At 55.3% G+C, this 13,067-nt stretch carries 10 protein-coding genes and 1 pseudogene; 7 read left to right on the top strand and 4 right to left on the bottom strand.

Annotated elements, in window-relative coordinates:
- Position 1 precedes the first annotated feature (1 nt).
- Positions 2-1,348, bottom strand: a complete 1,347-nt coding sequence (locus tag ACI31J_RS01310) for a ClC family H(+)/Cl(-) exchange transporter (RefSeq protein WP_439772669.1) — start codon at positions 1,346-1,348, stop codon at positions 2-4.
- Between the two features lie 112 nt (positions 1,349-1,460).
- On the opposite strand from ACI31J_RS01310, the gene ACI31J_RS01305 reads away from it, so the two are divergent.
- The 4 genes from ACI31J_RS01305 (at position 1,461) to ACI31J_RS01290 (ending at position 7,898) form a co-directional block, all read left to right on the top strand.
- Positions 1,461-2,618 carry a cation:proton antiporter gene (locus ACI31J_RS01305; protein WP_439772668.1) on the top strand — a complete coding sequence of 386 codons (1,158 nt, stop codon included), beginning with the start codon at positions 1,461-1,463 and terminating at the stop codon, positions 2,616-2,618.
- 128 nt (positions 2,619-2,746) lie between these two features.
- Positions 2,747-5,062, top strand: coding sequence for an RNA polymerase recycling motor HelD (helD, locus tag ACI31J_RS01300; protein ID WP_439772667.1), 2,316 nt, complete (start codon positions 2,747-2,749; stop codon positions 5,060-5,062).
- 76 nt (positions 5,063-5,138) lie between these two features.
- Positions 5,139-5,582, top strand: coding sequence for a nucleoside-diphosphate kinase (gene ndk, locus ACI31J_RS01295; RefSeq protein WP_439772666.1), 444 nt, complete (start codon positions 5,139-5,141; stop codon positions 5,580-5,582).
- A gap of 96 nt (positions 5,583-5,678) precedes the next feature.
- Positions 5,679-7,898: an alpha-galactosidase gene (locus ACI31J_RS01290; RefSeq protein WP_439772665.1), complete on the top strand. Its 2,220-nt coding sequence runs from the start codon at positions 5,679-5,681 to the stop codon at positions 7,896-7,898.
- An 89-nt stretch (positions 7,899-7,987) separates the two neighbouring features.
- On the opposite strand, the gene ACI31J_RS01285 is transcribed toward ACI31J_RS01290, so the two are convergent.
- The 3 genes from ACI31J_RS01285 to ACI31J_RS01275 are packed head-to-tail and all read right to left on the bottom strand — an operon-like array spanning position 7,988 to position 10,297.
- Positions 7,988-8,350 carry a transposase gene (locus ACI31J_RS01285; RefSeq protein WP_439772664.1) on the bottom strand — a complete coding sequence of 121 codons (363 nt, stop codon included), beginning with the start codon at positions 8,348-8,350 and terminating at the stop codon, positions 7,988-7,990.
- Positions 8,337-8,789 carry a hypothetical protein gene (locus ACI31J_RS01280; RefSeq protein WP_439772663.1) on the bottom strand — a complete coding sequence of 151 codons (453 nt, stop codon included), beginning with the start codon at positions 8,787-8,789 and terminating at the stop codon, positions 8,337-8,339. The genes ACI31J_RS01285 and ACI31J_RS01280 overlap by 14 nt, the downstream gene beginning before the upstream one ends.
- Entirely contained in the window at positions 8,786-10,297 is a 1,512-nt protein-coding gene (locus tag ACI31J_RS01275; protein WP_439772662.1) for a DinB/UmuC family translesion DNA polymerase, read from the bottom strand. Before ACI31J_RS01275 ends, ACI31J_RS01280 begins: the two co-directional genes overlap by 4 nt.
- Before the next feature lie 319 nt (positions 10,298-10,616).
- Between ACI31J_RS01275 and trpS the strand changes: the two genes are divergently transcribed.
- From trpS to ACI31J_RS01260, 3 genes and pseudogenes are all read left to right on the top strand, one after another.
- Positions 10,617-11,639: a tryptophan--tRNA ligase gene (trpS, locus tag ACI31J_RS01270; protein WP_439772661.1), complete on the top strand. Its 1,023-nt coding sequence runs from the start codon at positions 10,617-10,619 to the stop codon at positions 11,637-11,639.
- 182 nt (positions 11,640-11,821) lie between these two features.
- Positions 11,822-12,757 (top strand): Ppx/GppA phosphatase family protein, encoded by a 936-nt coding sequence (locus tag ACI31J_RS01265; protein ID WP_439772660.1) that lies wholly within the window; start codon positions 11,822-11,824, stop codon positions 12,755-12,757.
- A pseudogene (locus ACI31J_RS01260) lies at positions 12,754-13,067 on the top strand (hydroxymethylglutaryl-CoA reductase, degradative); the annotation flags it as partial. The gene ACI31J_RS01265 and the pseudogene ACI31J_RS01260, both read left to right, overlap by 4 nt.

Here is a 13,067-nt window from a genome sequence, read left to right as displayed (position 1 = left end):
ATTATTTTTCAAACACCATTTGCTGCCGGAGGGCGTCGTAGATTGACGGCCGGGCACCGAGCAGCATGCTGGTGTAGTAGGCAACAAAGGTCAGCAGCATCATTGGGAAGATTTGCTGAATGGTCCCAACCATTTCGGTGACCAGCAAGACGGCAGAGAACGGTACCCCTTCCGCGGCGCCAAAGTAGGCGGCCATGCTGATAACGATGATGTTTAGGTAGCAGCTAGCCGGGATGATACCGGCGTGGATCATGATGATGCCGGCAATCGCGCCGATTACACTTCCTAGGACGAAGATCGGCATGAAGATACCGCCGGGAACGGTCGCCCCGTAGGCCAGCATGGTACCGAAGAACCGCAGAAAGAGGAACAGGGTCATCATTCCCAAAAGTGGCAGCCAGCTGGCGTGCATGCTGGTGTCAGCCACGTACATGATGAAGTTATGACTGCCGCCGAGGATGTGCGGGTTCCATAGGCCGACCGGGATGACCAGCAGGAGGGGCAGGATGCTGTGGTAGTAGTTCGGCAGGATCGTGAATTTCCGGTACCACCACTTGAGGTTGAAGATGAAGTACTGAAAGAGAAACGCAATTACGCCCACCGCGATGCCAAGAACGATCAGCCAGAGGTAGGCGCGGTTTGGCAGGACCGTCTTGATCGGCAGGTAGAGGCAGGGCTTGGTGCCGAAGAAGAGAAAGGTGACCGCATCGGCGGCGATGGCGGAAGCTAGGGCCGTTACCCAGACCTTGGCGTTGAAATGGTGGGTGATCTCTTCGAGCAGGAAGACCGTCCCGGCCAATGGGGCGCTGAAGGCGGCGGAGAGTCCCGCCGCGATTCCGCACTGGAGCAGGAGGTGCTTGTCTTTCTTCTTTAATTTGAAGACTTTTTCAGAAAAGCCCTGGCCGATGCAGGCCCCAATCTGGATGCAGGGGCCCTCACGACCGAGGAACAGCCCGGGGCAGATGGTCAACAGACCACTGACGAACTTGCGCCATAAGACGGTCCACCAGTTCATCTGGTGCTGGTCAAGCAAGATCGCTTCAATCTGCGGGACCCCGGACCCGACCAGGTCGGTGAGGTCAGCCTTGATCAGCTGCCCGATCAGCCAGGCGACGAGGATGGTACCGAGGACGTAGGGGATCAGCCAAAGCGGGTGGTGGCCAAGGTAGGGGTAGACGATGGTCAAAAGACGCAGTGTTTGGTCGATGATCCAGCGGAAGACACTGACCACTAGTCCAGTGACCAGGCCTACAATGATTCCGGCGCCGATGTGTTTGAGAAAGGGGGCCGAGAATGGCTTGGCGAGGACATCCTTAGCCCGGTGATAATGTGTTTGTGAATTGTCCAATTGTTTCACCTTTTCTTAAAAAATAAAGTTGCAGTCCCATTATAGTCCCACTCGCCATGCCAACGGGTGGTTATGTTAAAATGAAACTAAATTATTTACAGGAGGATTATCTATGGAGTTTATTGCGACCTTAGCGGGTCTGCTATTGGCTACCCAGGTGGTGGCCCATCTTTGCCGGCGGGTGGAGGTTCCCGAAGTGATCGGCCAGATCCTGGTGGGGATCATCGTCGGCCCCGCCATCCTTAACTGGGTGCACCTTGATGCGATGATGAACGAGTTTCAGGAGATCGGAGTCATCATTTTGATGTTTATTGCCGGGCTGGAAAGCGACCTGTCTCTGCTCAAGAAGTACCTGCGGCCAGCCGTGATTGTCGCGGTCATCGGGGTGATTGTCCCGTTAGCCGTGATGGGCGGGGCCAGTTACCTGTTTGGTTTCACCACGATGGAATCATTCTTTATCGGGGTAATCTTCTCGGCGACCTCGGTCAGCATCTCGGTCGCGGTCCTACGGGAGTTCAACCGGCTTGATAGCAGAGAAGGGGCAACTATCCTGGGGGCCGCGGTGGCCGATGACATCATTGGAGTGATCATGCTGAGTATCATGATTAGTATGATCAATGGCAGCAAGGGTGGCCACACCAACCTGCCGCTGGGCCTGTCCCTCTTATTGCAGGTGCTCTTCTTTGGTGGGACCTACCTGCTGGTCCGCTGGCTGGCCCCATACCTGATGCACCTGAGTGAACGTCTGCTGACGGTGGCCGCGCCGTCGGTCATGGCGATGATCATCTGCCTGGGGATGGCGGCCTTGGCCGATTACGTCGGCTTAAGCGGGGCGGTCGGCTCCTTCTTTGCTGGGATTGCGGTTGCCAATACCCATCGCAAGGAAACGATTGACCGGAGCTTTATCCCGATCGGCTATGCGCTCTTCATCCCCCTCTTCTTCGTCAGCGTCGGTCTTAACATGCGATTCGATAACATCCAGCGCTCACTGGTTTTTGTGATTGTCATGACGATCCTGGCCTGCCTGACTAAGCTGGTCGGCTGCGGTGCGGGGGCCAAACTGTCCGGCTTCAACATGGCTAGCTCCTATGTTGTCGGGAGCGGCATGGTGGCCAGAGGTGAGATGGCCTTGATCACTGCCCAGATCGGCTATGAGGCCCACCTGATGTCATCAATGTATTACTCCGACGTGATCACCGTGATCATTTTGGCTACGGTCCTGGCTCCATTTATGCTCAAACACGCTTTGAAGAAGGCCCACGAGGAATAGTAAACTGTGAAAAGACTGGCAATAGTGCCGGTCTTTTTTGTGCCCTGCTGGCGAGCCTTCTGCGGCGACGGAACGGGGGATAAAATGCTACAATATTGTATTGCCAATAACGAGAAAAGAGGTTAAGTATGGGAGAACGAGAAGAAAAACAACAAGAACAGCAGCGAGTGGACAAGGTAATCACCGAGATCAACCGGCAGATTGACCAGACGAGTGCTGCGGTTGAGGCCGCCCACAAGGAAACCCGGGCCGTGGAACGCAACTATAGCGAAAACGCCTCGATTAACCGCTACGAAGTGGATGATATCGCCGAGTCACGCTCAATGTTGGAACAGCAGCGGCAACTGGTTTCCCGGGCCGCCGAGAGTGAAACGATCCTCAAACACCAGCTGGCGACCTTGAGAGGCCTGCAGGGTTCACCGTACTTCGGCCGCATCGACATCAAGGATCCTGGAGAGGACGATTCCGAATCACTCTACATTGGGACCGCCTCATTGATGAATGATGACAAGACCGACTTCTTGGTTTACGATTGGCGGGCCCCGATCGCGGGGGTCTACTATAACGGGACCCTCGGCAAGGTCAATTATGAGACCCCGGCTGGCATCCAACAGACCGAACTGGTTAAAAAACGGCAGTTCACCATTAAGGATGGGCAAATCACCAACATGTTCGACACCAACGAGACGGTCGGCGATGAACTCCTCCAGCAGGCCCTGGGGGAACAGAACGACCAGTACATGCATAACATCGTGGCAACGATTCAGCAGGAGCAAAACGACATCATCCGTGACACCCACAGTGATCTCCTGCTGGTTCAGGGGGTTGCGGGATCCGGGAAGACGTCGGCCATCTTGCAACGGATCGCCTACTTGCTCTACCATAGCCGGACCGTCTTAAATGCCGATCAGATTGTCCTCTTCAGTCCTAATAACCTCTTCAGCCACTATATCTCCGAAGTCCTGCCCAGCCTGGGTGAGCGTAACATGCGGCAGGTGACGCTGGAAGGCTTTATTCGCCGGCGCTTTGAAGGGCTGAAGGTGGAGAGCCTGTTTGAACGTTATGAAACCCGCCAGGCACAGCCAAACGCCAGTCTAGCGATCGCTGATTTCATGGAAGGGGTCGCCATGATGAACCAGGTCCGCCAGTATGCAACCAGCCTGACGGACCGGGATCTGCAGTTTAGTGACCTGCGCTTTAACGGCCGGGTCTTCTTCAGTGCTGACCATATCCGACAGGTGTATGAAGCGCTACCGAGTGCCATGCATCCTGCCGACCGGATGGTTCAATTGAAGAATAAGCTGATCCGGGGACTCCAGCACCGGGTCCGGATCGAAGCAAAGAGTGACTGGGTGGCTAAGGAGCTCGATGACCTGGACGTCCAGCAGCTGCATCGCCTGTATGGGAAGAAGACGGTGGACGACTTTAAAGACGAGGATGCCCAGTATGCCTACCTATCACGCCGGTGGGCTAAGCGGCGATTGCGGATCATCGCGGACGCCATCTACAATAACTACTTTCTTGACTTCTACAACCAGTATGAGCGTTTTCTTCAGCAGGTGACCCTGCCAAAGACGATCAGCAACCGGGAGTGGGCCGACATGATCGCGGCCTACCAGGATGAGATTGAGTTTCACCGTTTGGAATTGATGCACGCCGCCCCGCTGATGTACCTGCGGGACTTGATCACCGGGAGCGGGCAGAACCGGTCCTTCCAGTACGTCTTTATCGATGAGATGCAGGACTACTCCCTGGCGATGATGGTCTACCTTCGCCATGCCTTCCCTAAGGCCCGGTTCACCGTTCTGGGCGACAGCGAGCAGGCCCTCTTCAAGCCCCTCCAGCTGCCGGAAACGATGCTCAAAGAACTCAGCAATGTCCTCTCTGCCAAGCATCCGAACCTGATTGCCCTGCGGCGCAGCTACCGGTCGACCAAGGAAATAACCGACTTCGCCAAGGCTCTGCTGCCCGATGGTGACCAGATCATCTCCTTTACCCGGCATGGTGCCAAGCCGCGCCTGCTGGTTCGCTACTCCGCCGAAAGCAGTGAGCAGGCCTTGATTGATGAGGTGGCTAAGCTGCACCAGGACAACGAGACGGTGGCCGTCCTGACCAAGAACCGCCAGCAGGCCCGGGACGTCTACCAAACCCTGCACCGGCAGAAGCTGACCGACCTGCACCTGCTTAGTGAGGAGGACAGCGCGTTGCCAACGGGAATTTTGGTCCTGCCGATCTACCTAGCCAAGGGGCTTGAGTTTGACGCCGTCCTCGCCTACGATGTGTCGGCGGCTAACCTGGAAAATGTTGATGCGGTCGGCATGGTCTATACGATGGCTTCCCGGGCCATGCACCAGTTCACCCTTCTGAGTAATGGGCCAGTTAGCCCGGTTTTGAACGCTAAGGCCTGTCAGAACTTGATAATTGAGCACGAAATTGTTAAATAAAGTAGCTGAAAGTGCTTTCACAACTAATTGAGATATGATAATCTTATGGTAGTGATTTGAAAAGGAGACGTTCGTTATGGTTAAAGACGAATACACATTAGTTTTAGTAAAGCCTGACGGTGTCAAGACCCGACACATTGGTGAAATCATCACGCGGATTGAACGGAAGGGTTACAAGATCGAAGCCCTGAAGATGATCCAGCCAACCGAAGAATTGCTGCGTCAGCACTACGCTGATAAGGTTGACAAGCCATTCTTCCCAGAATTGCTTGAATACATGACGGAAGGTCCAATTGTGGGGATCGTTGTTTCTGGTACCAACGTTATCAAGGCCATTCACAACATGGCCGGTGCTACCAACCCGGTCGAAGCCGAATGGGGAACTATTCGTGGGGACTACGGTCGTGAATGGCCAGACGGCAACCTGCGGAACATTGTTCACACTTCTGATGAACCGGCTAGTGCTGCTCGTGAAATCAAGATCTGGTTCCCAGAATTTGAATTTACCCAACCAGACTAAGGTATTAGTGAATGGTTGGCGCCAATCCATTCAGAATAATTATTTTCATTTTGAGGCGCTATCTGGCGTCTCTTTGTTTATTTAAGGGGGATAATAATGAGTATTCATGTCAACGAAGAGCACAAGCTTTTTCACTTACAGACTGCTAAGACCAGCTACATTTTTAAGATCCTGGAAAACGGCAACGCCGGCCAACTTTACTACGGGCCGCGGATCCCAGTTAAGGACGACTACGCTAACCTGGCCAGCAGAGAGGAGCACGACTGCACCAACACCCTGACCGTTGACCAGAGTGACTTCCAACTGGAACTGATCAAGCAGGAGTATGCCGGTCTGGGCAAGGGGGATTATCGCTACCCGGCCTACCAGATCACCTACTTGAACGGTTCCCGGACCTCGGAGTTTACCTACCAGGGCTACCAGATCGAAGACGGCAAGAAGCGCTTGACCGACTTGCCATCCAGCTTTGACGATCAGGGTGACGATGCCCAGACCCTGACGGTGAAGTTCAAGGACGAACTGGCCAACGTGCGCTTGGAGCTGCACTACACGGTCTTTGAAGACGAAGACGTGATCGTCCGGAGCGCCACCTACACCAACCATGGCGAACCGATCACCTTGAATCGGGCATTGAGCACCCAGCTTGACCTGCCGGACAGCGACTACGACCTGCTCCAATTCTCTGGCTCCTGGGCCCGGGAACGCCACCTCATCCGGACCCATCTGCGTTCCGGTGTCCAGAGCATCAGCAGTCTGCGGGATGCCTCCAGCCACCAGCAGAACCCGTTCTTCATCCTGGCACGGCCGCACACCGATAACAACCAGGGGGCCGCAATCGGCTTCAACCTGATCTACTCCGGAAACTTCCTTGATTCCGTCGAGGTTGACCAGTTCGATGCTACCCGGGTCCTGGTCGGGATCAACCCGGACGAATTCGCCTGGCACCTGGACGATGGTGAAAGCTTCCAGACGCCGGAAGCTGTGATGTCATACACCGGAGATGGGTTGAACCAGCTAAGCCAGCAACTCGGCGACTTCTACCGGGACCACCTGATTAACCCGCACTTTGCCCACGAAGAACGGCCGGTGCTGATCAACAACTGGGAGGCCACCTTCATGGACTTCAACGAGCAAAAGCTGATGCCAATCGTTGATAAGGCCCATGAGCTGGGAATTGAGATGTTCGTCTTAGACGATGGCTGGTTTGGCCACCGTGATGATGATAAGTCCAGCCTGGGAGACTGGTTCGTGGACGAGAAGAAGTTTGCCAACGGGATCGACGGTTTTGCCAACGCAGTCCATGCCAAGGGGATGAAGTTCGGACTCTGGTTTGAACCCGAGATGATTTCCCTGGACAGCAAGCTCTATGAATCCCATCCGGAATGGATGATCGCGACTCCGGGACGGCAGAGTACGCCAGCCCGGAACCAGTTTGTCCTCGACATGACCCGCAGCGAGGTGGTGGATTACCTGGTTGATCATATCAGCGCTATCATCGAGAAGACTAAGCTGGACTACATCAAGTGGGACATGAACCGGAATATTACTGAGATGTACGGGAACCAATTGCGGGCTGACCAGCAGCTGGAGTTTGCCCACCGCTACATCCTGGGTGTCTACCAGCTGTATGCCCGGTTGACGAAGGCCTTCCCGAATGTCTTATTTGAATCCTGTGCCTCCGGTGGTGGCCGCTTCGACCTCGGGATGATGTACTACGCACCACAGGCATGGTGCAGTGATGACACCGACGCTGTTGAGCGGATCAAGATTCAGGACGGGACCTCTTATGGCTACACTCAGTCGATGTGGGGTGCCCATGTCTCCGCGGTGCCAAACGACCAGGTCGGCCGGCTGACCTCCCTTGATACCCGGGCCGCCGTTGCTTACTTCGGTGACTTTGGCTATGAGCTGGACATCACGAAGCTGCCGGAAGACCAGTTGGCAACGATCAAGAAGCAGGTTGCTTTCTACAAGCAGTACCGGCACCTCTTCCAGTTCGGGAAGTTCTACCGTCTGGAGAATCCGGACACCACCAGCGACAACGTCTACGGTTGGCAGGTCGTCAATGAAGACCGGAGCGCTGCTATCGCGGCCCGCTTCCAGATCCTCAACGGGGCCAACCCGGCCTACATCCGGGTCTACTTCGCGGGCTTGGATCCTGAGAAGACCTACACGGTTAACGACGGTCAGGAGAAGTTCTCTGGTGCCGAGTTGATGAACGTCGGTTACTTTGTTCCACGGATCATGGACCGGACGAAGCCGGAGAAGGATCCGTCCGACTTCAGCAGCCGCCTCTTCGTGGTCAAGGAAGCCTAACTTAAACTAAACTATATTAAAATCCCCCAATCCGGTTGCCCAGGTTGGGGGATTTTTAATGCAATTTTTTTGGGGGGGTGTTAGAAGTGCTACCTGTACCGCCGGACAATATCGTCACGGATGATCCGGCTGCCGTACTGGTGGCGCAGGTTGGCTAACCGCCGCCGGGAGAAGGCGTGACAGAGGACCGGAATGTCCCACTCCTGCTGCAGGCCCATCAGAATTGCTAGGTAGTCGTCCACGCTGTACTGGTCGAAGGGGAGGTGGCAGACGATGGCGGTCGTGATTCCGGTCCCGACCCGCTTTTGGGCCTCAACAGTGATGATGTAGTTGCGATTGAGCGTGACGATCGATGTCCAGAGGTTTAACCGGCCCGATGAGTGCTGCTGAAAGTCGGTGATGATTTGGTTGCCCTTTTTGATTGCGGCCTTGATCTCGTTATCCTTCGCCATTTTTTTCCTCCTTTCGGGTGACGGCCCGAATGTTTAGGAGCGGAATCTGGCGGCCATCTTCGAAATGGGCGACCTGTTGGGCCCAGTCTACCCGGGTTAGCGTCCCCTGATAGTGGTCGTAGTAGCCGCTCTCCCCATTGAAGTAGGTGAGTGCTAGCGCCACCCCATCAGTTGACGGCAGGTGGTGGAAGAAATCAAAGATTACCTGTTCTTCTTTTCCGGTCGGGTACTTTTTATTGGCGTAGCGTTGGGCGATCTTATCAAGTAGTTCTCGGTAGCCGGTGAGGGCGGCAAAGGGAGCAAACTGCCCGGCCCGGTCACGCTTGGTCATCGGCAGGTGAGCCCGTGAGACGTGCCGGGGTACATTCATGATGTCGTTGTAACGGCTCGTGTCGTTGAATTGGGCCTGCTCGGCCTGCCATTGTTTCTTATCGATCATGCCTTATGGCCTCCAATCTCCTTGTTGCGTTTCTTGGCAACGGCGCCATCCTTGAGGTCCGCGGCCCGGATGATGGCGTTCTTGCCAAAGTCTTTCTGCATCTTCAGGATCAGCTTCTGCAGCTTGTAATCCTGGTCGCGCTGGGCCTGTTTTTCCTGGGCGGCCTGCACCGCTTGTTTAGGGTCGCTAAAGAGGTCCAGTTGCTCAGTGTACGTCCTTTCCTGAGCCTGGTGCCGGTTGATTAGGTGGTTGGCTGTCACGGTAACCCGGCGGGCGGTGAGCTGGTGGTGGAAGGATTGGTCGTAAGCGGAAAGAAAGTGGGCAATCAGTTCGCTTGGCGAGGCGGTCGGCACCTTGAAGCTGATCTTCTGGTGCTCGGGGTGGGGAACATCCCGGCCGTAGAAATCCTTGCTAACGGCACCGTGATAGTCGTGGACCCCCTGCAGGTTTTGAGCATCGTAGTCAACGGTCAGCGAGAATTCGTCGGCCACCATGTCCCGCTTAACCATCTGCAAGCAGAGCATGTCGACCATCTCCCGGATAACGATCCGATTCTCCTGGTAGGTGTAGGGCCGGGGGAGAACGATGCTGGAGTAGAGGCCGTGATCGTCAGAATGGTAGTGCTTGATGTCGTCGATGGTGGCCGATTCAAACCCCCAGGCATGATCGATTAACAGTTCGGCGTTTTTACCGAACTCCCGGTAGAGGGTCTCCTCGTTTTGGGGATCGGACAAGGTACCCAGCGAGCAGCGGGCAATATCGCCCATCGTGTACAGATTGAGCTTGGCCAGGCGTTTGGCATAGCCACGGCCGACCCGCCAGAAGTCGGTAATCGGCTGGTGGGCCCAGAGGAAGCGGCGGTATTTCTGCTCATCCATCGTGGCGATCCGGACCCCGTCTTTGTCGGCGGGAATCCGCTTCGCCACGATGTCCATAGCAACCTTGGCGAGGTAGAGGTTGTCACCAATTCCGGCCGTGGCCGTGATCATGGTTTCGGCCTGGATCACCTGGATGATTTCCTTGGCTAGGTCGTGGGCGGTCGTGTGGTGGGTAGCCAGGTAGTCGGTGACGTCCATCATGACCTCGTCGATGGAGTAGGGGTGGATCTTGGCTGGTGGCAGGTAGCGGAGGTAGATCTCATAAACCTTGGCACTGCGCTGCAAGTAGAAGGCCATCCGGGGCGCAACCACCTTGTATTCGATCTTAAGACTGGGGGACCTGAGGAGTTCGTCCCGGTAGATTGATCCCCAGGCGGCCAGCCGGTGGTCGCTTGCCTGCTGGGCCCGCTGTTCGTTGAGTTCGCGGACTCGTTGCTCGACCTCGAATAACCGGGGCCGACCGGGCAGGCCAAACTTCTTGAGGGCGGGGGAGACCGCCAGACAGATGGTCTTACTGGTCCGGCTGGCATCGGCGACCACCAGGTTAGTGTTCAACGGGTCATAACCCATATCGGCACACTCAGCGGAGGCGTAAAACGATTTGAGGTCAATTGCCAGGTAAGTAGCCACGACGGGTCCTCCTTTCGATAGTGTCTATACATTTGCTGTTGTTATTATACTGGAATTTCTGTTATCGAACAACTGTTTGCAAATGGCAAACGGGGAGGACTTGCCTTTTAACCATAAAAGGGCTTAAAATATAAGCATATTCAGTAGCGTGAGGACAGCGAGGAACGGTTGGTGTGAAGGTTCCCAAAGCGCGAAGTGGTTACAACTTAATACGTTGTTTGAGTGGCAAATTAATTTTGCAATTTAGGTGGCACCGCGCGCAAGCGTCCTATTAGTCAATGGCTAATGGGGCGCTTTTAGCTTTAAGGAGGAATTAATTATGACGGAAAAGAAACACGTAATCTTAACTGGTGACCGACCAACGGGGAAACTCCACATTGGGCACTACGTTGGTTCCCTCAAGAACCGGGTGGCCTTGCAGAATACCGGCAAGTACGATACCTACATCATGATCGCCGACCAGCAGGCCCTGACCGATAACGCCCGGGACCCGGAGAAGATTCGGCACAGCCTGCACCAGGTGGCCCTGGACTATCTGGCCGTGGGCATTGACCCGAAGAAGTCCACGATCCTGGTTCAATCGCAGATTCCAGCCCTGAGTGAGCTGACGATGCACTACTTGAACCTGGTCACGGTTTCCCGCTTGAAGCGGAACCCAACTGTTAAGACGGAAATCAAGCAGAAGAAGTTCGGTGAGAGTGTTCCTGCTGGCTTCTTTATCTATCCGGTCAGTCAGGCGGCCGATATCACCGCCTTCAAGGCCGACACCGTGCCGGTTGGTGATGACCAGGAGCCAATGCTGGAACAGACCAGAGAGATCGTCCGGACCTTCAACCGGATCTACCAGCAAGATATCCTGGTAGAACCAGAAGGGGTCTTCCCGCCAAAGGGTGAGGGCCGGATCCCTGGCCTTGATGGCAATGCCAAGATGAGCAAGTCGCTTGGCAACTGCATCTACCTGTCCGATGATGCGGACACCATCCAGAAGAAGGTCATGTCCATGTACACCGACCCGACCCACATCAAAGTCAGCGACCCCGGCCATGTCGAAGGCAACACGGTCTTCACCTACCTGGACATCTTTGACCCAGATAAGGAACACGTGGCTGAACTGAAGGAACAATACCAAGCGGGGGGGCTCGGTGACGTCAAGATCAAGCGGCACTTAAACGATGTCCTCCAAGCCGTCTTGGAACCAATCCGGAAGCGGCGTGAGGAATACGCGGCCAACCTAGACTACGTTGACCAAGTGCTGATTGAAGGCTCAGCCAAGGCCAATGAGGTGGCTAACCAGACCTTGAAGGAAGTTCGGGACGCCATTGGTATCAACTACTTTGGCTAATTATAATTGAAGAAATTAAAATGAGGACTGTTCACGGTGATTACCTGCTGTGGGCGGCCCTTTTATAATGTAAGAAATTTTTTTCCTGGCAGGCAGTTATTAGTGTTTCACAGCGCGGAACATGGTAACATAAAGAGGATGTTTTCTAAGAAAAATAAAGATAAAAAGCGGAGGTGAAAATAGTGGAAAACCTCGCGATTGTTGACCTCGGCTCTAACTCGGCCCGGATGGCGATCACCGAAATCGCTCCAGATGGCCGTTTTCGTGAAATTAAGCGGGTCAAGGAGAATACCCGCCTGTCAGAGGGAATGGGCCGGGAAAAGATGCTGCAAGAAGATGCCATGAACCGGACCATTGCCGCTCTGAAACGTTTCAAGCAGATCTATGAGGGGATGCCTCATACGCAGGTGCGGGCGATTACGACGGCGGCCGTCCGCCAAGCCCGGAACCGGCAGGAGTTCCTCAACCGGGTCCAAAAAGAAGTCGGTATCCGTCTCCAGGTGCTTTCGGGCAAGAAGGAAGCCTACTACGACTACCTGGGCGTGATCCGGACGATGAAGTTGAACCACTGTTTGATTCTGGATGTCGGTGGTGCAAGTTGTGAATTAGTGCTGGTCCAGCAGCGGCGGGCGCGGGACATGATCTCAATCCCGGTTGGCGCCGTGACCCTGTCGGAGCAGTTCCACCTCAACGGTTACGTGCGGTCCGCCGACCTTTTCCGGGCCCAAGTGGCGATGAATGAACGGTTGACCAAGATTCCCTGGCTGCGGTATGCAACCCGGGTCCCGATTGTCCTGCTAGGCGGGGCTAACCGTACCCTGGCCCGGATGACCTGGTCCTACCACCACCGTCACCGTCGGCAACGTTCTATCCACGGCTATCAGCTTTCCTCGCGGGTGGTATTTGCCACCTACCGGGAACTGTTGAACCGCAACCTGGCCCAGCGTAAACGGATGCCGGGTCTCGAGCCGGAACGGGCGGATATCATTATCGGGGGGATGCTGCCCCTGGTTAGCCTGCTCCAGCGCAACAGTGATGGTCGGGTGATCTTCTCGGAGAGCGGTGTTCGGGAGGGGATCATCACCGAATACGTTAACCAAAGGAAGCGACCACAATGAGCGATTGGCAACACGGCTTTTATAGAATCGACCCACAGGCGCGGCGGGAACGGCTGGCCCAAGCTTTGCATCTTCCGCAAACGGTGACTTCGGCCCTGGCCGATCACGCGACCACGTTAGGCAATGAGCTGGTGGAAAACTATTTGACCGACTACTCCCTGCCGGAAGGGGTGGGGCTGAACCTCACCGTCAATGAGCAGGAGTACGTCGTTCCCATGGTAGTAGAGGAGCCCTCGGTGATCGCCGCTGCCAGCAACGGTGCCAAGCGGGTCCAGGCTAGTGGCGGCTTCACCGCGCCGCACCAACACCG

It is taken from the genome of Limosilactobacillus sp. (assembly GCF_051873075.1).
In the GTDB taxonomy this organism is placed as follows: Bacteria; Bacillota; Bacilli; order Lactobacillales; family Lactobacillaceae; genus Limosilactobacillus.
The sequence above is the reverse complement of the archived record's forward strand: the minus strand, read 5'-3'. Positions and strand labels throughout refer to the sequence as shown.